The 20,051-nt window shown below is 59.4% G+C and carries 20 protein-coding genes, 1 tRNA gene and 1 riboswitch; of the genes, 7 read left to right on the top strand and 14 right to left on the bottom strand.

Translation table 11 applies throughout. The features are described from left to right. Nucleotides 1-90 precede the first annotated feature (90 nt). Nucleotides 91-1,935, top strand: coding sequence for a dihydroxy-acid dehydratase (ilvD, locus tag ACN0X0_RS07850; RefSeq protein WP_417278765.1), 1,845 nt, complete (start codon nt 91-93; stop codon nt 1,933-1,935). 58 nt (nt 1,936-1,993) lie between these two features. Here the strand turns inward: ilvD and ACN0X0_RS07845 are convergent, their stop codons facing one another. Then, nucleotides 1,994-2,905 carry an META domain-containing protein gene (locus tag ACN0X0_RS07845; RefSeq protein WP_417278692.1) on the bottom strand — a complete coding sequence of 304 codons (912 nt, stop codon included), beginning with the start codon at nt 2,903-2,905 and terminating at the stop codon, nt 1,994-1,996. Between the two features lie 144 nt (nt 2,906-3,049). Beyond that, a riboswitch (TPP riboswitch) is annotated at nt 3,050-3,154 on the top strand. Between the two features lie 44 nt (nt 3,155-3,198). Here ACN0X0_RS07845 and thiB point away from each other — a divergent pair. From thiB to ACN0X0_RS07830, 3 genes are read left to right on the top strand one after another with little or no spacing between them, the layout of a single operon-like run. Continuing rightward, on the top strand, nt 3,199-4,173 hold the full coding sequence (gene thiB / locus ACN0X0_RS07840) for a thiamine ABC transporter substrate binding subunit (RefSeq protein WP_417278691.1): 975 nt from the start codon (nt 3,199-3,201) through the stop codon (nt 4,171-4,173). Beyond that, a complete protein-coding gene (locus ACN0X0_RS07835) occupies nt 4,149-5,693 on the top strand; it encodes a thiamine/thiamine pyrophosphate ABC transporter permease ThiP (RefSeq protein WP_417278690.1) in 1,545 nt (514 codons plus the stop codon). Before thiB ends, ACN0X0_RS07835 begins: the two co-directional genes overlap by 25 nt. Next, nucleotides 5,686-6,384, top strand: a complete 699-nt coding sequence (locus ACN0X0_RS07830) for an ATP-binding cassette domain-containing protein (RefSeq protein ID WP_417278689.1) — start codon at nt 5,686-5,688, stop codon at nt 6,382-6,384. Before ACN0X0_RS07835 ends, ACN0X0_RS07830 begins: the two co-directional genes overlap by 8 nt. Before the next feature lie 48 nt (nt 6,385-6,432). Here the strand turns inward: ACN0X0_RS07830 and ACN0X0_RS07825 are convergent, their stop codons facing one another. The 6 genes from ACN0X0_RS07825 to dapF form a co-directional block, all read right to left on the bottom strand. Further along, entirely contained in the window at nt 6,433-7,251 is an 819-nt protein-coding gene (locus tag ACN0X0_RS07825; protein WP_417278688.1) for a cytochrome c1, read from the bottom strand. A 17-nt stretch (nt 7,252-7,268) separates the two neighbouring features. Next, complete coding sequence (gene petB / locus ACN0X0_RS07820) at nt 7,269-8,582, bottom strand: cytochrome b (protein ID WP_417278687.1); 1,314 nt, start codon at nt 8,580-8,582, stop codon at nt 7,269-7,271. 11 nt (nt 8,583-8,593) lie between these two features. Then, nucleotides 8,594-9,157, bottom strand: coding sequence for a ubiquinol-cytochrome c reductase iron-sulfur subunit (petA, locus tag ACN0X0_RS07815; protein WP_417278686.1), 564 nt, complete (start codon nt 9,155-9,157; stop codon nt 8,594-8,596). A gap of 244 nt (nt 9,158-9,401) precedes the next feature. After that, entirely contained in the window at nt 9,402-10,055 is a 654-nt protein-coding gene (locus ACN0X0_RS07810; RefSeq protein WP_417278685.1) for a glutathione S-transferase, read from the bottom strand. Further along, nucleotides 10,052-11,311 carry a tRNA (N(6)-L-threonylcarbamoyladenosine(37)-C(2))-methylthiotransferase MtaB gene (gene mtaB, locus ACN0X0_RS07805; RefSeq protein ID WP_417278684.1) on the bottom strand — a complete coding sequence of 420 codons (1,260 nt, stop codon included), beginning with the start codon at nt 11,309-11,311 and terminating at the stop codon, nt 10,052-10,054. Before mtaB ends, ACN0X0_RS07810 begins: the two co-directional genes overlap by 4 nt. Beyond that, nucleotides 11,311-12,147, bottom strand: a complete 837-nt coding sequence (gene dapF, locus ACN0X0_RS07800) for a diaminopimelate epimerase (RefSeq protein WP_417278683.1) — start codon at nt 12,145-12,147, stop codon at nt 11,311-11,313. Before dapF ends, mtaB begins: the two co-directional genes overlap by 1 nt. A gap of 114 nt (nt 12,148-12,261) precedes the next feature. On the opposite strand from dapF, the gene ACN0X0_RS07795 reads away from it, so the two are divergent. After that, nucleotides 12,262-12,337 (top strand) — tRNA-Lys (locus tag ACN0X0_RS07795). A gap of 167 nt (nt 12,338-12,504) precedes the next feature. On the opposite strand, the gene nqrF is transcribed toward ACN0X0_RS07795, so the two are convergent. Genes nqrF through ACN0X0_RS07765 form a run of 6 tightly spaced genes read right to left on the bottom strand, consistent with a single transcriptional unit; the run spans nt 12,505 to nt 18,357 of the window. Next, a complete protein-coding gene (gene nqrF, locus ACN0X0_RS07790; protein WP_417278682.1) occupies nt 12,505-13,728 on the bottom strand; it encodes an NADH:ubiquinone reductase (Na(+)-transporting) subunit F in 1,224 nt (407 codons plus the stop codon). A gap of 15 nt (nt 13,729-13,743) precedes the next feature. After that, nucleotides 13,744-14,352, bottom strand: a complete 609-nt coding sequence (gene nqrE / locus ACN0X0_RS07785; RefSeq protein WP_066601138.1) for an NADH:ubiquinone reductase (Na(+)-transporting) subunit E — start codon at nt 14,350-14,352, stop codon at nt 13,744-13,746. Continuing rightward, nucleotides 14,352-15,005, bottom strand: coding sequence for an NADH:ubiquinone reductase (Na(+)-transporting) subunit D (locus ACN0X0_RS07780; RefSeq protein ID WP_417262330.1), 654 nt, complete (start codon nt 15,003-15,005; stop codon nt 14,352-14,354). The genes nqrE and ACN0X0_RS07780 overlap by 1 nt, the downstream gene beginning before the upstream one ends. Next, complete coding sequence (locus tag ACN0X0_RS07775; RefSeq protein WP_417278681.1) at nt 15,005-15,817, bottom strand: Na(+)-translocating NADH-quinone reductase subunit C; 813 nt, start codon at nt 15,815-15,817, stop codon at nt 15,005-15,007. Before ACN0X0_RS07775 ends, ACN0X0_RS07780 begins: the two co-directional genes overlap by 1 nt. Further along, entirely contained in the window at nt 15,810-17,009 is a 1,200-nt protein-coding gene (locus ACN0X0_RS07770; RefSeq protein ID WP_417278680.1) for an NADH:ubiquinone reductase (Na(+)-transporting) subunit B, read from the bottom strand. Before ACN0X0_RS07770 ends, ACN0X0_RS07775 begins: the two co-directional genes overlap by 8 nt. Nucleotides 17,010-17,013: 4 nt before the next feature. Further along, entirely contained in the window at nt 17,014-18,357 is a 1,344-nt protein-coding gene (locus tag ACN0X0_RS07765; RefSeq protein WP_417278679.1) for a Na(+)-translocating NADH-quinone reductase subunit A, read from the bottom strand. 169 nt (nt 18,358-18,526) lie between these two features. On the opposite strand from ACN0X0_RS07765, the gene ACN0X0_RS07760 reads away from it, so the two are divergent. Both ACN0X0_RS07760 and nqrM read left to right on the top strand, forming a co-directional pair. After that, on the top strand, nt 18,527-19,558 hold the full coding sequence (locus ACN0X0_RS07760) for an FAD:protein FMN transferase (protein ID WP_417278678.1): 1,032 nt from the start codon (nt 18,527-18,529) through the stop codon (nt 19,556-19,558). Between the two features lie 29 nt (nt 19,559-19,587). Then, nucleotides 19,588-19,827: a (Na+)-NQR maturation NqrM gene (gene nqrM, locus ACN0X0_RS07755; protein WP_107815960.1), complete on the top strand. Its 240-nt coding sequence runs from the start codon at nt 19,588-19,590 to the stop codon at nt 19,825-19,827. A gap of 19 nt (nt 19,828-19,846) precedes the next feature. On the opposite strand, the gene ACN0X0_RS07750 is transcribed toward nqrM, so the two are convergent. Next, nucleotides 19,847-20,044, bottom strand: coding sequence for a hypothetical protein (locus tag ACN0X0_RS07750; RefSeq protein WP_417262394.1), 198 nt, complete (start codon nt 20,042-20,044; stop codon nt 19,847-19,849). Nucleotides 20,045-20,051 lie beyond the last annotated feature (7 nt).

The raw sequence follows: 20,051 nt of genomic DNA, 5'->3' as shown, positions 1-20,051 counted from the left end.
GGTCGTGACTGGAAATGTCGCGCCGAAAGCCTTATGCAACGTCAACCCGCCCAGTAGGCGGCTCATATGACGTTACAGAAAGCCAACACCATGCCTCATTACAGATCCCGCCGCTCGACCCATGGCCGGAACATGGCCGGTGCCCGCGGCCTTTGGCGCGCGACCGGCATGACCGATGGAGATTTTGGTAAGCCAATCATCGCGGTCGTGAACTCGTTCACGCAATTCGTGCCCGGCCACGTCCACCTCAAGGACCTCGGCCAAATGGTGGCACGCGAGATTGAAAAAGCGGGCGGTGTGGCGAAAGAATTCAACACCATTGCGGTCGATGACGGCATTGCGATGGGCCACGACGGGATGCTCTACTCCCTGCCCTCGCGCGAAATCATCGCGGATTCGGTCGAGTATATGGTCAACGCACATTGCGCAGATGCCATGGTCTGTATCTCCAACTGCGATAAAATCACCCCCGGCATGATGATGGCCGCGATGCGCCTCAACATTCCGGTGATCTTTGTCTCCGGTGGCCCGATGGAGGCCGGCAAGGTGCAGATCGGTGATCTCGAGCGCGCTGTGGACCTCGTCGATGCGATGGTTGCCGCCGCCGATGATCAATACACCGACGAACAGGTCGACGCGTTCGAACAAAACGCCTGCCCGACCTGCGGGTCGTGTTCTGGCATGTTCACCGCCAACTCGATGAACTGTCTGGCCGAGGCGCTGGGGCTGGCACTGCCGGGCAACGGCTCGACGCTTGCCACCCATGCGGATCGTAAGAACCTGTTCCTCGAGGCCGGTCGTAAGATCGTCGAGATCACCAAGAAGCACTACGACGAAGAGCTTCCGGGCTACCTGCCGCGTGAGATCGCCACATTCGAAGCGTTTGAGAACGCCATGTCCCTTGATATCGCCATGGGCGGCTCCACCAATACGGTGCTGCACCTCTTGGCCATCGCCTATGAGGGCAAGGTGGATTTCACCATGCAAGACATCGACCGCCTGTCGCGCAAGGTTCCCTGCCTCTGCAAAGTCGCACCGAACATCCACAACGTCCATATGGAAGACGTGCACCGCGCTGGTGGCATCTTCTCCATTCTGGGCGAGATGCATCGTGGCGGTCTGCTGCATGGCGACGTGCGCACGGTGCACAGCGACACAATGGCGGCGGCGATTGCCCAATGGGACATCACGGTCGCCAACAACCCCGAGGCCGAGCAGCTGTTCAAAGCGGCACCGGGCGGCGTGCGCACGACGCAAGCGTTTTCGACCCAAAACCGCTACAAGGAGCTCGACACCGACCGTGAAAATGGCGTGATCCGCTCTGTGGAACATGCCTTCTCGAAAGACGGCGGTCTGGCCGTTCTGTTCGGCAACATTGCCGAGCGTGGCTGTATCGTCAAAACGGCGGGTGTGGATGAAAGCATCCTGAAATTCACTGGCACCGCCCGCGTATACGAGTCGCAAGACGATGCGGTGAACGGCGTGCTGACCCGCGAAGTGCAGGCGGGCGAAGTGGTCATCATCCGCTACGAGGGTCCGCAAGGTGGTCCAGGGATGCAGGAGATGCTCTACCCGACGTCCTATTTGAAATCCAAAGGTCTGGGCAAGAAATGCGCACTTTTGACCGATGGACGGTTCTCCGGCGGCACCTCGGGTCTGTCCATCGGCCACGTTTCCCCCGAAGCGGCCGAGGGTGGTTTGATCGGGCTGGTGGAAACCGGCGACACGGTTGAGATCGACATCCCGAACCGTTCGATCCAGCTCAAGGTCGATGACGCCGTGCTTGCGGCTCGTCGTGAAGAAAAAGGCCCGCTGCCGTGGAAACCTGCGGCCCCGCGTCCGCGCGCCGTCTCCACCGCACTCAAGGCCTATGCCATGCTTGCCTCTGCCGCGGACAAAGGCGGGGTGCGCATCTTGCCGGAAGACGCACAATAAGGCTCTAATCCAGCTGGAAAGATATAAAACGCCGCCTCCTTTGGGGCGGCGTTTTGCATTAGCGACGTGCCGTGATCAGCGGCTCACCCTGACCAAAGAGCACAAGCGCGCCGGTCTCGTCGATGTCGAAGCGATCCACTTTAGACAGAGTCTCCAGCACATGCGCCTCTTGCTGCATCAGGGCCTCAGGGCACATCATGCGGGTCACGGCCAGCGGCTTGAAAGACAGCCCCTCACCGGTCAGCTCGAAGCCACCTGTGAAGCGGTTACAACCGGTTGATCCCGCCACGCGGTCACCGTCGAATGCCAATGTGATATAGCTGGCATCAATCACGCCAGCGCCCGCGACATCCTCGATCTGCCATTCTGGCCCGTTCAAAAGATCCATCGTCTCCCCCGCACATCCGTGAAAACTATTATCGCCTCGGATCAGGGTCACGATTTCCGGATAGGCTTGACCAGACATGTCATCGTGACAGAGCTGCGGTGACACCGCCAGATCAAGATCTGCCGTTTGATACGTCAGGCTTTCCTCATCGATTTGCGCCAAAGGCCACGCACCTTCAATGACGGTTTCACCATAGTCCAATTCCGCCTGCATCTGGCCTTCACTCACCGAAATCCGCCATCCCGGCTCATTCCCGCGCGCCACCCATGGCGCCTCGGAACCAGTGAGCGAACAGTCCATTTCGACCCCATTCCAGCCCAAAAGCGCCTCTTCGCCCTTAATCCAGAACAGGACATCTTCCGCCTCGTTCTCATAGCGCGCGCCGGAGGCAGAGATCGTTTGAGGCAGGGTCACGACACGCCCGCCCATCTCCAAAATAGCGGCCTCGTCAGCAAAGCCTGCGCGCCCCGACAGACCCTCACACATAACTTTCGTGCCAAAGCCCACCGGCACAGAATTCGCGAAAGCGGGCGCCGACACGGTCAACGCGCCCAAACAAAAAACAAAACTCGAAATTCTCATGGCATCCTCTCACCAATCATCATGAGATCAGACTACGCCCCTAGGTCTCACGGGTCCATCTCGGAGCCTTCAAAGAGCCGTTATGAGCCGATCCTCACACCTCATCGAAAACGCTTGAACTTCGCCACGGGCTTCCATAGCTTCGCGCCTACCTCGGGGTGCCCGTGCCAGACACGGCTGAGATGCAAATGCGAACCCGTTGAACCTGAACCGGCTAACACCGGCGGAGGGAAGGTATCAGCGATGTTCCACACGCGACCTTTTTCTTCGCCCATATGACTATGGAGCGAGCCATGAAATATGGATTGACCCTTGCGGCACTGCTGGCCGCAACCTCTGCGCAGGCAGAGACCCTCACCGTCTACGCCCCGGATTATTTTGCCTCCGAATGGGGTCCCGGTCCCGCGATCAAGGCGGCCTTCGAGGAAGACTGCGATTGCGAGCTTGAGTATATCACCGGCGATGTCCTTCCGCGCATTCGTCTTGAGGGTAAACGCACCAAAGCCGATGTCGCGATTGGCATCAACGTGGATGCGATGAAACAAGCCCGCGACACCGGCCTGTTCGCGCCTCATGGCGTGGACCTGTCGCCCCTGACCATGCCGATTGAGTGGACGGATGAGACGTTTTTGCCCTTCGATTGGTCTTTCGCGGCTTTCGTTTATGACAACACGAAAATCACCAATCCGCCGAAATCCTTTCATGAGTTGGTGAATTCCGACGAGGATTGGAAAATCGCCATTCAGGACCCCCGCACCTCAAGCTCGGGTCTCACCTTGGTGCTTTGGGGGCATGAGGTCTTTGGCGATGAGGTCGAAGAGGCCTGGGCCAAACTGGCGCCCAAGGTGACGACCGTGACCAAAGGCTGGTCGGAGGCCTATGGCATGTTCACCGACGGTCAGGTCGATATGGTGCTCTCCTACACCGTCTCCCCCGCCTATCACATCATCGCAGAAGAGGACGAAACCAAATCCGCAGCCCTCTTCGACGAAGGGCATTACATGTCCGTCGAACTGACCGCGAAACTCGCAGGCACGGACCAGCCGGAATTGGCGGATCAGTTTATGAATTTCGTGCTCTCGCCCGCCTTCCAGAACATCATTCCGACCGCCAACTGGTCCTATCCTTCCGCGCTTCCGAAAGAGCAATGGCCGGACGAGTTTTCGCAGCTGAACTACCCCGACAAAGCGATCCTTTTGGGGGAGGACGAAGCCGCTGCCCTGCGGGATGAAGCGATTGCCGAATGGCGCAGCGCGTTTTCTCAGTAACCCTCTGGCCCGGCCTCATCGCGGCGGCTTTGGTCGCCGCGTTGAGCTTTGGCACATTGGGCGCAGTGGCGTTGCGGGCGGAAAGCTTTTCCGCCCTCTCCCGTTTTGACTGGATGGCGGTGCGCTTCACGGTGGTGCAAGCGCTTTTGTCCGCCGCGCTCTCCGTGCTCTTCGCCATCCCCGCCGCACGTGCTTTGGCGCGGCGCAGCTTTCCGGGTCGGGGCCTGTTGATCACGCTTTTGGGCGCGCCTTTTATCTTGCCGACCATCGTCGCCATCCTCGGCTTGACTGCCGTATTCGGCAATGCGGGATTTGTCTCTGTTGTGCTGAATTGGGCCGGATTAGAGCCTATTTCGATCTACGGTTTTCACGGCGTCGTATTGGCGCATGTGTTTTTCAACCTGCCTCTGGCGACCCGGCTTCTGCTTCAGGGGTGGGGGGCCATTCCGGCGGAAAGATTCCGTCTCGCCTCCTCGCTCCATTTCGGTGCGCGTGACATCTTTCGTCACCTCGAATTGCCGATGCTCAAAGAGATCGTGCCCGGCGCCTTCACCGTGATTTTCCTGATCTGCACCACCTCCTTTGCCATCGCGCTCACCTTTGGCGGCGGCCCCAAGGCGACCACAGTCGAACTCGCGATCTACGAAGCGTTTCGCTATGATTTCAATCTGGGCAAAGCCTCGCTTTTGGCGCTACTCCAAGTGGTGATCTGCGCTATCGCGGCAGCCGCTTCTTTGAAATTTCGCGTGCCACAGATGGGGTCCGGCGGGCTTCATCGCGTGGTGCAACGCTTCGACGCCCACAACGCTCCGGCTCGGGCACTGGATATGCTCTGGGTTGGCCTGATCAGTGTCTTTCTTTTGACGCCCCTGCTCGCCATCACCTTGCGTGGCGCGCCCGGCCTGATCGACCTGCCTGCTTCCGTCTGGTCTGCGGCCTTGCGGTCGATTTTGACGGCCATCGGCTCCGCATTTCTGGCGATCTTCATGTCTCTGACGCTGGCGCTGGCCGCGCTTCGGTTTCGCAGTCTTGAGATCATCGGCATGTCCTCCATCGCCGCCTCTCCGCTGGTGATGGGCACGGGGCTTTACATCGTGCTCTTTGCTGTCACAGACCCCGCCGATTGGGCCCTGCCGATCACGGCGCTGGTCAATGCGGTGATGTCGATGCCGTTCATCCTGCGCGCCTTGGGACCGGCTCTGAGTGGCGCAGAGCGTGACTACGGACGCCTGTCTGACAGTCTTGGCCTGACTGGATTGAGCCGGGTGCGGCTCGTTCTTTTGCCACGCCTACGTGTGTCCATGGGGTTCTCTGCGGGTCTTGCCGCGGCTCTTTCGATGGGGGATTTGGGTGTGATTGCCCTCTTTGCCCGCCCAGAGGCCGCGACGCTCCCTTTGCAAATCTATCGCCTCATGGGGTCTTACCGCATGGACCAGGCGATGGGCGCGGCTTTGCTGCTTTTGGGGCTAAGTTTGGCTCTGTTCTACATCTTCGATCTCTGGGGGAGACGCCATGCTTGAGCTTCGATCCATCCGCCTGACACAGGGGGACTTCACTCTCTCTGCTGACCTTTCCATCCCCAACGGCGCTCGTGTTGCCATTATCGGCCCGTCGGGTGCGGGGAAATCCACGCTGTTGTCCCTGATCGGTGGGTTCGAGGCGCCGGACGCGGGGGGCGCACTGCTTTGGGACAGGAAAGACGTGACGCAGGCCCTGCCCCACGAGCGGCCGATCTCGCATCTGTTTCAGGACAACAACCTCTTTGCTCATATGACAGCGGCGCAGAATGTCGGGCTTGGGATCAAGCCCAACCTGCGTCTGAGCAAAGCGGAGCAAGAACGCGTGTCCGAGGCGCTCAGTGCCGTCGGTCTTTCAGGCATGGAAGCACGCCGCCCGGCAGAGCTCTCTGGCGGGCAACAAAGCCGTGTGGCGCTTGCGCGGGTGCTGGTGCAGGAAAAGCCTCTGATCCTGCTGGACGAGCCGTTTTCCGCGCTGGGGCCGGCGATGCGGGGCGAGATGATCGGGCTGGCCAAGGAGGTCAGCGAGAAGTTGGGCGCGACAATGTTGATGGTCACCCATGACATCGCGGATGTGGACCGCTTTGCCGATCTGGTAATCTGGATCGAGGACGGGCACTGCCAGCCGCCCAGGGACTGGGCGGAGATGAAAGCCGATCCGCCAAAAGGGCTCAAAGCCTACATCGGAGCATGAAAAAAGCGCCCCAAATCGGGGCGCTTTCTATATCAAACCAACGCAAACTCAGAGCGTGGTCTTTTTGCCTTTGTGCGGCGCCCAAAGCTTTTTGTTCGTCAGGTACAAAAGCGAGGTCAGGATCACAAGGAAGGTCACGGCGACAAAACCGGCTTTCTTGCGGGCCATCATTTTGGGCTCAGCCGCCCACATCAGGAAGGCTGCGATGTCTTCGGCTTCATGGTGCAGCTCATTGGAGTGACCGTCGGCAAATTCGACGTCCTCACCGTAGAGCGGCGGGGCCATGGCGATCCAACCGGTCGAGAACGCGGTGTTCTCGTAATAGGTGGTGCCCGCTTCAACTTTCTCCTCGCCGGTGTAACCGGTGAGAATGGCGACGATGTACTCGGGGCCACCAATGCCTTTGAGGAATTGGTTGATCCCCGTGCCCGCCGGACCGTGGAAGCCCGCACGTGCCTTCGCCATCAGCGACAAGTCAGGAGCGTTTTGCGATTCGTTGGCCGGGAAGTGGTCGTTCTCGGTCAGCGGACGCGCAGCGCCTTCGTCATAGTCGAAGAGATGCATGTTCGAGGCTTCGTCGTTTACCGGGAACTGGGACGCATAGGCGCGCACCTGATCTTCGGGAAGCTGCGGGCCGCCTTCATCCGCGAGGGTGCGGATCGGCACGAATTTCATGCCGTGGCAGGAGGAGCAGACCTCGGTGTAGATCTGCAGACCGCGCTGAAGCTGCATCTGGTCGTATTTGCCAAACGGGCCCTCGAAGGAGAAGTCCACGTCATGGATATGCCCACCTTCGCCAGCGGCCAGAGCGGCCGTGGCAGAAAGACCCAAAGCGGTGAGGGCGGAGAGGGTGAGGTTCTTGATCATTGTCCCTGTTTCCTTTCTCACTCTGCCGCGCCCGGGTAGTGGGACGCGAAATCTTCTTCGATGGAGGCCGGCAGCGGGGCCGGTTTTTCGAGCACACCCAGAAGCGGGAGGATCACGAAGAAGTAGGCGAACCAATAGGTTGCGCCGATCAGCGAGATATACGGGTAGATGCCGTCGGTCGGCATGGCGCCAACCCACATCAGCACGATGAAGTCCACGGCCAGAAGCCAGAACCACCATTTGAAGCTCGGGCGGTATTTGCCCGAACGCACGGACGACGTGTCCAGCCACGGCACGAGGGCCATAGCGATGATGGCGCCGAACATGGCGAGCACACCGAAGAACTTCGCATCGACGATGCCGCCGGTGAGCATGGACACGAGTTGCACGGCCCAAACGTCAGCGGTGAAGGCGCGCAGGATCGCGTAGAACGGCAGGAAGTACCATTCCGGCACGATGTGTGCAGGCGTCGAAAGCGGGTTGGCTTCGATGTAGTTGTCCGGGTGGCCGAGGTAGTTCGGCATGAAACCGACAACCGCAAAGAAGGCGATCAGCACCACGCCCAAGGCGAAGAGGTCTTTGATCACGAAATACGGCCAGAACGGCAGCGTGTCTTTTTCCGCTTCGGCTTTCGACGTGCGGCGCACTTCAACACCCGTGGGGTTGTTGTTGCCGGTGTTGTGGAAGGCCCAGATGTGCACGATCACCAGACCTGCGATCACGAAGGGCAGGAGGTAGTGCAGCGAGAAGAAGCGGTTCAGCGTGGCGTTGTCCACGGCCGGTCCACCCAGAAGCCAGGTCTGGATCGGCTCGCCGATGAACGGGATCGCGCCGAAGAGGCCGGTGATCACGGTCGCACCCCAGAAGGACATCTGACCCCAGGGCAGAACATAGCCCATAAAGCCGGTTGCCATCATCAGGAGGTAGATGATCATGCCGATGATCCAGGTGATCTCGCGCGGCGCCTTGTAGGAGCCGTAGTAGAGACCGCGGAAAATGTGGAGATACACAGCGAAGAAGAACAGCGACGCGCCATTGGCGTGCAGGTAACGCAGCATATGGCCGCCGTTCACGTCACGCATGATATGTTCGACAGAGCGGAACGCCAGATCGACATGCGGGGTGTAGTGCATCACCAGAACGATACCGGTGACGATCTGAAGCGCGAGGCAGAAGGCGAGCACAATGCCCCAGATCCACATCCAGTTCAGGTTTTTCGGGGTCGGGATCATCAGCGTGTTATAGATCAGGCCGATGATCGGAAGCCGTTTTTCGACACCTTTGGTGAGTGTCGTCTTCGGCTCGTAATGGTCGTGCGGAATACCAGACATAAGTTCCTCCCTTAGCCCAGAACAATCTCGGTGTCGCCGTCAAAGGCGGCAATCGGAACCGGAAGGTTCTCGGGCGCCGGCCCTTTGCGGATACGACCGGAGGTATCGTAGTGAGAGCCGTGACAGGGGCAGAACCAGCCACCAAAATCACCGGCGCCATCGCCCAGCGGCACACAGCCGAGGTGAGTACACACGCCCATCATCACCAGCCATTCGCCAGCTTCGTCCATGGTGCGGTTCTCATCTTCGGCATCGAGCGCCGCATCTTTGTTGTCGTTGCGGGCAACCGGGTCGACCAGTTCGTCCATGGTCACCGCACGCGCCGCGTCGATTTCATCCTGGGTGCGCCGACGGATGAACACCGGCTTGCCGCGCCACTTGACGGTCAGCTGCGTGCCGACCTCAATCCCGCTGATATCAACGCGGATCGAGCTCAACGCCTGAACGTCTGCGGAGGGGTTCATCTGGTTGACCAGCGGCCAGACTACGGCACCAGCGGCAACTGCACCTGCGCCACCAGTGGCGTAGTACAGGAAATCGCGTCGGGTGCCTTCGTGTTCATCTACGTGGGACACTGCAATTCTCCAATTTCTTCGGCCGGTCCTCCCCGGCCAATGCATGAGAGGCCGCAGTTTTCCCGCAGCCCTTCGCAGGCGGTTTTAGCGAGCGCAGGCGCTCACGTCTAGCATTCAATGAATTGTGAACACAGGCGATCTGTCGCGGTGTGGTGTCTTGGGGACAGATAAGATACATCTCCGAGATACCTATATTCACGAACAAGGACGCGATTTGCGGGTAACTCGTGTTTTTCGTTGAATATCAATTCAATGAAATGGCCGGAAAAACCACCGGATCGTCTCCCGGCTGCCATTTTTCATATTTCAGCATAATCTGCGCAAACCGTTCTGACGCCAGAAACCGCGCCAACCAGCCCTGCACACCCGGCCAATCCTCCTGATCGAACCATACCCGGTCCACCATGGCGAATTGTCGCACGAAGGTGATCGTCGCCAGATCGGCGAAGCTGGGTCGATCTCCATAAAGCCAAAGGCGCTCTCGAAGCTGGCTGTCCACCTGTCTCAGAATACCTGCCGCCGCCTCGCGTTCCGCCAGAGGCTCCACCCCCTCGTACCGCGTCTCATATTTGTAACGGTCCAGCGCGGCCTTGAATGGGCCTTCGATCTGCGCGATCCACTCTTCGCCCTCGCGCGGCATATCGCACAGCCCCTCCGGGTCGTTCTGCGCCAGCGCCCAATCCATAATCTCGCGACTTTCCTCGATCACGCCGGTCATCACGCCGGTCTCGGTGATCAACACGGGCACGGTGCCCTTCGGCGAGGCCGCAAGCATCTCCTGCGGCTTGTCGCGAAGCACAACCTCGCGCAGCTCGACTTCCAGTCCCGCCGAAGCAATCGCAAGCCGCGCCCGCATCGCATAGGGACAGCGGCGGAAGGAATAGAGGATGGGTCTCATGCGGTCAGTTGCGTGCCTTTGACGCCGGAGATCACGGCCTTGAGGATCGCGCCTTCGTCTTGAGCCGTCTCGAAACTCACTTCCGTGAACTGCTCCGTCCGCCCCATATGCGGGTTTTCCATCAGGATCACATGCTCACGGCCAATTTGAGCCTGAAGATGCTTTTGCACCTGCTCATCGCCCACGGCCCGCAGACGCGCGGCGCGGTCGCGGATCACCTTGCCGTTCACTTGACGCGGGATTTTCGCGGCAGGCGTACCTTCGCGTTTGGAATATGGAAAGACATGCAACCACGTGAGATCACAGTCGGCCACCAGTTTGATCGAATTCTCGAACTGCGCTTCGGTCTCCGTCGGGAAGCCCGCGATGATGTCGGCGCCAAAGGTCATCTCGGGCCGCAATTTGCGCGCGTCTTCACAAAAGCGGATTGCATCGTCGCGCAGGTGCCGCCGCGCCATTCGTTTGAGGATCAAATCATCGCCATGCTGCAAGGACAGGTGCAAATGCGGCATCAAGCGCGGCTCGGTCGCGATCGCCTGCATCAGCATCTCGTCGGCCTCAATCGAATCGATGGACGAAATCCGCAGACGCGGCAAATCCGGCACCAGTTTCAGGATGCGCATCACAAGATCGCCCAGACGCGGCGTCGCGGGCAAATCAGCCCCCCAAGAGGTCAGATCGACCCCCGTCAGCACCACCTCGTTGAAGCCCTTATCCACCAGCCGCTTAATCTGATCCACGACGACACCGGCGGGCACAGAGCGCGAATTGCCCCGGCCATAGGGAATGATGCAAAAGGTACAGCGATGATCGCAGCCGTTCTGGACCTGAACATAGGCGCGATGCCGGCCGAAACCGTCGATCAGATGCCCGGCGGTCTCTGTCACCGACATGATGTCATTGACCTGAACGCGCTCGGTCTGGCCGATGAAATCGGGTCCCATGGCTTGCCAAGTTTCCGGCTGCATTTTTTCGGTGTTGCCGATCACAAGATCGACTTCGGACATGGTGTTGAACGTCTCGGGTTCTGTCTGGGCCGCACAACCGGTGACGATGATCTTCGCATCCGGGTTTTCGCGCCGCAGTTTGCGAATCTCCTGGCGCGCCTTACGCACAGCTTCCGCGGTCACAGCACAGGTGTTCACCACCACGGCGTTCTCGACGCCATTGGCCTCGGCCAGCTCTTTCATCGCCTCGGTTTCATAAGCGTTGAGGCGACAGCCGAGCGTCGCAAAAATCGGGGGATTAGCGGACATCAGACGCGCTCCAAGAAAGACGTGTCGAATTCCGCCTGGAACACCAGCTGCGTCGGTCCGGTCATCCAGACGCCGTCGTCGCGCCAATCGAGCGTCAGCCAGCCGCCATCGACCTCCATCCGCACCTTTTTGTCCGTCAGGCCGCGCACAAAGGCCGCCACGGCTGTTGCACAGGCTCCAGAGCCACAGGCCAGCGTGATCCCCGTGCCACGCTCCCAGACACGCATTCTGATCTCGTCGCGCGCGCGCACTTCGGCGAACTCGACATTGGTGCGCTGCGGGAAAAGCGGATCGTATTCGACGCGCTTGCCCCAACCGGCAACATCGACCTCTTTGATATCGGGCACAAAGAATACGGCGTGCGGATTGCCCATACCCACCGCGACAGGCTCGCCCTCGAGCGGCAGGAAATCGGTGTCGACCGGATGCGACAAAGGCACCTCGTCCCACATCCTCTGCGGGTGGCCCATGTTGACCGAGACCTCATCTCCCGCACGCCGGGCGATCAAAATCCCCCGCTCGGTGCGAATCGTGATCTCGTCCTGTCCCGTCTCATCCAACATCAACCGCCCGACACAGCGGGTGGCATTGCCACAGGCGCCCGCACGCGATCCGTCTGAGTTCCAGAAATCGAGATCAATGTCTGCGGCATCCGAGCTCCGAATCTCTGCCAGCTGATCGAAACCGACGCCGCGATGGCGGTCGCCTACAGCGCGTGCCAGTTCAGCGGTGACAATCGCGTCCCGCCCCCGTGAATCGACGATCACGAAGTCATTGCCCAGCCCATGCATTTTCAGAAAGGGAAGGCGGCGGGAGGTGTCAAAATCCTGTTGCATGGGCGGGCATATAAACCTTGTCGGAACCTTTTCCAAGAAAATCTCAGTTTTGCGCTTGACGGTCCTGACCCACGACATTAAACCCCGCCGCACAGTCGATGAGACTGAGAGAGTGGGCCGTTAGCTCAGTTGGTAGAGCAACTGACTTTTAATCAGTGGGTCGCAGGTTCGAATCCTGCACGGCTCACCACTTTCACCAAAGACCGAAGACAAAAAGCCGCGAGACATCCGTCTGGCGGCTTTTGTTTTACTTGTCTGGCGACTCATCTCCCAAAGTTCCCAAGGCTCAAAACGCAAACTGCCGCCAAAACCCCACTGGGCTTGGCGGCAGTTCGTTATTTCGGGCCCTTGGCGGGATTACCCCCCGAAGTCATCGAGCATGATGTCTTCGCGGTCCACACCGAGATCCAACAGCATGTTGATCACGGATTGGTTCATGATGGGCGGGCCACACATGTAGTATTCGCAATCTTCGGGCGCCGGGTGATTCTTGAGGTATTCTTCAAACAGCACATTGTGGATGAAGCCCGTATAACCGCCCCAGTTGTCATCCGGCAGAGCGTCAGAGAGCGCCACGTGCCAAGTGAAGTTCGGGAATTCTTTCGCCAGCTCGTCGAAGTCCTCGACAAAGAACATCTCACGTTTCGAGCGCGCGCCGTACCAGAAGGTGATCTTGCGGTCGCGATTCTCAAGGCGCTTGAGCTGATCGAAGATATGCGACCGCATCGGCGCCATCCCGGCCCCGCCACCGATGAAGACCATTTCCTTTTTGGTGTCGCGGGCAAAGAATTCGCCGAACGGACCGGAAATCGTGACCTTGTCACCGGGTTTCAGGTTGAAGATGTAGGACGACATCAGACCCGGCGGGATGCCAGTCGAACGCGGCGGCGGCGAGGCGACGCGGACGTTGAGCATGATCATGCCCTTCTCATCCGGGTAGTTCGCCATCGAATAGGCGCGCTCGATCGGCTCGGTGACGGTCGATTCATATTGCCAGAGGTTAAACTTGTCCCAGTCTTCGCGATATTCTTCCTCGATATCGAAATCCTTGTAGGACAGCTTGTGCGCGGGCGCTTCGATCTGGATATAGCCACCGGCGCGGAAGTTCACATCCTCGCCCTCCGGTAGATCCAGAACCAGCGCCTTGATGAAGGTCGCCACATTGTGGTTCGAGCGCACGGTGCACTCCCACTTTTTGACGCCGAAGACCTCTTCGGGCACTTCGATCTCCATATCCTGCTTCACCGCCACCTGACAGGACAGGCGGTCGCCACAGGAGGCCTCACGCTTAGTGATATGGCTTTCCTCGGTCGGCAGGATGGACCCGCCGCCCGAATGGATACGCACACGACACTGCGCACAGGTGCCGCCGCCGCCACAGGCCGACGGCACGAACAGCTTTTGTCCGGCCAGCGTCTGCAACAGCTTGCCACCGGCGGGCACAGAGATCGTCTTTTCGCCGTTGATGGTGATGTTGACGTTGCCGGTGCTCACAAGTTTGGAGCGCGCCGCCAGAATGACCGCAACGAGCGCGATCACGATCAGGGTAAAGAGCAGTACGCCCAGACTGAATGTCATCATGATCCTGGCCCTCCCTTACAGTTTCACGCCGGAGAAGGACATGAAGGCCATCGCCATCAGACCTGCGGTGATGAAGGTGATGCCAAGCCCCTGAAGCCCGTCGGGAATGTCAGAGTATTTCAGCTTTTCACGCACACCGGCCATGGCGGTGATCGCCAGCGCCCAGCCAAAGCCCGAAGACAGACCGTAGGTGGCGGATTCGGCGAAGTTATAGCCCCGCTCCACCATGAACAGAGAGCCACCCATGATGGCACAGTTCACCGTGATCAGCGGAAGATAGACACCAAGCGCGTTGTAAAGCGGCGGGAAGTACTTATCGAGCACCATCTCGAGGATCTGCACCAGAGCCGCGATCACCCCGATGTAGGAGATCAGGCCAAGGAAGGTCAGATCGACATCCGGGAACCCGGCCCATGCGAGTGCACCGGGCGCCAGAAGCTTGGTCAGGATCAGATTGTTCGCAGGCACGGTGAGCGCCTGAACCACCATCACAGAGATGCCGAGACCCATCGCGGTCGAGATTTTCTTCGACACGGCGAGAAAGGTACACATGCCGAGAAAGAACGACAGCGCGAGGTTTTCGATAAAGACGGCCTTGACCGCGAGTGAAATGAGACCTTCCATCAGTGGTCCTCCACCGTCTGGATTTGATATTCACGCTCTTCGACCTGCTCCGGCTTCCACGTGCGCACGGCCCAGATGATCAGACCGATCACGAAAAACGCCGAGGGCGGCAGCAAAAGCAGACCGTTGGGGATATACCAGCCGCCGTTGTTCACGGTTTCAAGGATGGTGATGCCCCACAGGGAACCGGAGCCCAACAGCTCGCGGATCACGGAGACGACCATGAGCAGAAGACCATAGCCAAGCCCGTTGCCGACGCCGTCGATGAAACTCGCAATCGGCGGGTTCTTCATCGCGAAAGCTTCGGCGCGGCCCATCACGATACAGTTGGTGATGATCAGACCCACAAAGACGGAAAGCGTCTTGGAAATCTCATAGGCATAGGCCTTGAGCAGCTGGTCGACGAGGATCACCAGAGAGGCGATCACGACCATCTGCACGATGATGCGGATCGAGCTTGGGATCTGGTTGCGCAGCATCGAGATGAACATCGACGAGAACCCGGTCACCAGCGTCACGGCCAGCGCCATCACAAAAGCCACCTGCATCGAGGAGGTCACCGCGAGTGCCGAGCAGATGCCCAGAACCTGCAAGGTGATCGGGTTGTCGTCGACCAACGGGTCGATCAGTTGCGAACGATATGTCTGTGCCATCAGTTCACCTCTCCTGCTTGCAGATGCTCAAGGAAGCTGCCGTAACCTGCCTGCCCCATCCAGAACCGCACAAGGTTGTCCACCCCGCGCGAGGTCAGCGTCGCACCCGCAAGCGCGTCCACATAGTAATCCGTGCCCTCAGGCGGCGGGGTTTTCGCCACGGTGATCGCCAGATCGCCATCCTCGGCAAAGAGTTTCTTGCCACGCCAGAGCGCTTTCCAACGCGGGTTGTCAACCTCGGCGCCCAGACCCGGCGTCTCGCCGTGCTGGTAGAATTGCAGACCGAAAATGTCGTTGCCGTTCTCTTCGAGCGCGATGAAACCGTAGAGCGTGGACCAAAGCCCATAGCCCTCGATCGGCATCACCACCTTGTCGAGCGCCCCACTGTCGTCGCGCAGCAGATAGACGAGGCGATACGCCTGCATCTGACCGCCGAGACCGGCAGGGTCTTCGTCAATCGGGCGCATGATCGATGGGTCTCTGGCATCAGCCAGCGCATCGAATTCGGAGGTCTCGAAGGCGTCGGTGAATTCACCCGTCGAGAGATCCAACACATGCGGCTCGAACGCCTCGAAGGCCTCGTTCACTGGGGTGTTTTCGTCATAAACGCCCGCAACCTGAAGAATATTGATCCGCTTGTCGCGCAGCTTGTTCTCATCCTGAATCGGGCGCAGCGCCACAGCGGCGGCAGACACGACCATTGAGGCCACAAGACAGAGCGCCACGGCGACGAACACCGTCTTGCCCACGCTGTCCGGCGGGGCGTCGAGGAAACGACGGATCAAGCCTTTGTTTTCATTCGCTTCAGACATTGCGCTTGGCCCTCCGTTTGATGTTGGCCTGCACGACGAAATAGTCGATCAGCGGCGCAAACACGTTGCCGAAGAGGATGGCGAGCATCATGCCTTCGGGGAACGCCGGGTTCACCACGCGGATCATCACGACCATAAAGCCAATGAGCGCCCCGTAGATGTAACGCCCCATGTTGGTATGCGCGCCGGACACAGGTTCGGTCACCATGAACGCGAGACCAAAGGCGAAACCGCCGGTCACAAGGTGCCAGTACCACGGCATCGCGAACATCGGGTTGGTGTCGGAGCCGATAAAGTTCAGAAGACCGGAAAAGGCCATCATCCCGGCCATACAGCCGATGATCAGGCGGTAGTTGGCGATCTTGGTCAGCAACAGGAAGGCAAGCCCGATCATACAGGCGATGGTCGAGGTTTCGCCCAGCGAGCCTTGGATCGTGCCAACGAAAGCGTCCATCCAGCTGATGCCATGCGCCGCGAATGCACCGACGCCTTCAGAGGCGCCAATGGCCAGAGCGGTCGCCCCGGAGAAGCCATCGACAGGCGTCCAGATTGAGTCGCCCGACATAAAGGCCGGGTAGGCGAAATAGAGGAACGCACGACCCACAAGCGCGGGGTTGAGGAAGTTCTTGCCCGTGCCGCCGAAGACCTCTTTGCCGATCACGACACCGAAGATGATGCCCAAAGCCACCATCCACAAAGGCGTCGAAGCGGGCATGATCAGAGTGTAAAGCATGGAGGTCACGAGGAAGCCTTCGTTCACCTCATGGCCCCGCACGACCGCAAAGATCACTTCGAAAATCCCGCCCGCGACCAGCGTCACGATGTAAATCGGCAGGAAGTACAAAAGCCCATGCGCCATGTTGGCCAGAATGCTCTCGGCGTTAAACCCGATGCCCAGCACCTCGATGACGCCCGCGCGCCAGCCCGAGGGACCGTACTCGGCAATCGCCAGATTGGTCTGAAGCCCGGTGTTATAAAGCGCAAAAAGGATCGTCGGGAACGTGGCGATGACCACATAGGTCATGATCCGCTTCATATCGACATAAGACCGCGCGTGGGGCGCGACGGTGGTGACCGTTTTCGGTGTATAAAGAAGACTTTCCACCATCTCGTAGATGGAGAAATACTTCTCATACTTGCCGCCTTTTTCAAAATGCGGCTCGATCCGGTCGAAGAAATTGCGAAGACCCAAAGCCTTACCCCTCCTTCTCGATCTTGGTGAGGCTGTCGCGAAGCGCGAGGCCATATTCATATTTCGCCGGGCAGGCAAAGCCGCAAAGCGCGACGTCTTCCTCGTCCAGCTCAAGAGCGCCCAGCGCCTGTGCCTGATCCGTGTCCATCACGAGAAGCGCGCGCAAAAGCTGCGTCGGCAGGAAATCCTGCGGCATCAGTTCTTCAAAGGTGCCCAGCGGCACCATGGCCCGACGCCCGCCGTTCAAATTCGACGTCAGCGCGTAAAGCTTTTTGGAAAACGCAGAGCCCAGCACCGGCTGGAAGGCATATTTCGACGGCATCGGACGAATCCAGCCCATCGGAATTTGCTTGCGATCCTCTTCGATCAGAGTGATCTGACGCGCATAGCGGCCCAGATAACCGTTTTGCCCCGCCCCCGCGCGCCCGCTCAGGATCGAGCCGGAGATCACGCGGATCGGCGTATCGGTGTTCAGATCCTCGGCGCAGAGGTCTTCCATCGACGCGCCCATAACCGTACGCACAAGGCGCGGGTTCGAACACATCGGACCGGAGAGCGCGATGATGCGGCTCGCGTCCAGTTTGCCGGTCAGCATCAGTTTCCCGATGGAAATCACATCATGATAGCCGATGGTCCAGACGATTTTCGACGCCGACGGCGGCTCAAGAAAATGCATATGCGTGCCAGCAAGCCCCGAAGGGTGCGGGCCGGAGAACCCGACCGCCGTGATGCCCGCGAGATCGGCCCCCGGAATATCCGCACCGATCTCTTGGCAAAGATAGGTCTTGCCCTCGGTCAACAAAGCCACGGCCTGAAGTCCGCGCGCGAAGGCCTCAGCGTCCTGCCCAATGATCAACGCGGCATCGCCACACAGCGGCTCGCTGTCCATCGCGGTGACATAGATCGCGGCAGGTTTGGTATCGGGCGCAGGCACTTTAGAATAGGGCCGCGTGCGCAGCGAGGTCCAAAGCCCGGAGGCGCAGAGTTTCTGCGTCACGCCCTCGGCCGTGCTGTCATCACCGATTTGTGAAAAATCGACCGGCTCGGCGGCTGCCTCGTCCACCTCGATCTCGACAGAGACCAACACGCGACGCGCGCCGCGATTGATCGCCTTGATTCGACCGGACACAGGTGCCGTGACCTGAACCTCCGGCGTATCCTTATGCGCCAGAACCGGTGCACCAGCGGCAATCACATCCCCCTCTTCCACCGCCAAACGCGGTTTCAGACCGAGATAATCCTGCCCAAGCACGGCGACGGTCCGGACCGCTGCTGTATCTTCGATCCTGGCGTCAGGTGCGCCGAGCACCGGAACGTCGAGACCCTTCTTCAACACATGTTGCTGCACGTCTTTTAAGCCCTGTCCATTTTCCGGCTACCTTATGCGATAATGAGCCACGGTTTGGAAGGCTTCCGAGGGCAGTTCTTTTACTTTAGTGTTGAACCCAATGTCATTCTGCCGCAGAAGCATGCAGAACACCGCAGATTGAAACATCGCAGCTTAGTGGAGCAGCCTCGTGTCCGACTCTTTCCTCCTTTCTCGCCGTAGCTTTATGGTCATGCCGATCTGTCTGGCCGCCTGCAAGAAAGGGTGGTCCGTTCTGGAACTCACCGGCCTCACGATGGGCACCAGCTATTCCATCGTCGCCGTCGATCACACCAAGGACGTGAACAAGGCCGAGGTACAGAAAGCCGTCGATCTGGCTCTGGCCGAGGTCAACACCCAGATGTCGAACTGGGATGCGTCCTCTGAGATTTCCCGCTTCAACGCTGCTTCTGCCGGCGACAGCCTGACCGTTTCCCCCGAGTTGGAACATGTGATGCTGGCCGCAGGTCATGTGCATGATGCCACCGAAGGTCGTTTTGACGTCACCGTCGGCTCGCTCATCGATCTCTGGGGCTTTGGCGCAAACGGCACCCGCATGGATGCGCCGAGTGACGCACAAATCGCCGACGCCATGGCGCGCAGCGGCCAGTCCCGTTCGCTGAAAGTGGAAAACGGCACGCTGACCAAGATGAACGACGGCGCAGAAGTTTACCTCTCCGCCATCGGCAAAGGCTTTGGCGTCGATCAGGTCGCGCGCACGCTCAAGAGCTTTGGCATCACAGATTACATGGTCGAGATCGGCGGCGATCTCTACACCGCGGGTCGCAACCCGGAAGGCAAAGCCTGGCAGATCGGCATCGAGACGCCCGAAGCCTTTGATCGCGGCGTGGCACAGGTTGTCGGCATCTCCGACATGGGCATGGCCACCTCTGGCGACTACCGCAACTTCTTTGAAGTGGACGGCCAGCGCTATTCCCACATCATCGACGCCACCACGGGCCGCCCTGTCACCCACAACACCGCCTCCGTCACCGTGATGACCGAGAATGCGATGCTGGCGGATGCATGGGCCACAGCACTTTTGGTTCTGGGTCGCGAACGTGGCCTCGAGATCGCAAATCAACGTGATCTCGCGGTTCTGTTCATTGACCATGTCGTGAAAGACGGCGAGCATGGCCGCGTGAGCTATGCCTCGGACAAGTTCACCGCGCTGACCGCGTGATCTGACGGAATTTCTACAGGGGTCGATCCATGTCGACGTTCATTCTCGCCTTTGGGCTTCTTTTGATTGTGATGGCTGGCATGGCGCTTGGAGTGATGTTCAGCGGGCGCACCATCAAAGGCAGCTGCGGCGGCTTGAACGCGGTCGAGGGCGCGGATCATTGTCTGGTCTGCAAGAAAGAGATCGACCCAAACAGCCCGCTGCGCGAACGCCTTGCCTGCCCGCGCGCGCGCAAAATGCTCGATGAGATGGAAGAAGACGCCGCCTGAGGCGTCTTTTTTTCGGCTCTTACGCCTTAATCGGCACCAGCCCCAGAACCAGCAAAATCACCGCCGCGATCAGCCCGAAAATCCAAAGCTGAACCCGCGGCCCTTCGGCTTTCCAGACGGAGCGATAGCGATAGCCCGCCAGACAGGCGATCACGAACAATGTCGTCGCCATCAAGGGCGAAAGCGCCAGCGGCGATCCGGTCAGGTTTTCAATCAAGACGGGT

It is taken from the genome of Celeribacter sp. (genome assembly GCF_048270365.1).
In the GTDB taxonomy this organism is placed as follows: Bacteria; Pseudomonadota; Alphaproteobacteria; order Rhodobacterales; family Rhodobacteraceae; genus Celeribacter.
This window is presented reverse-complemented; position numbering and strand designations above follow the sequence as displayed.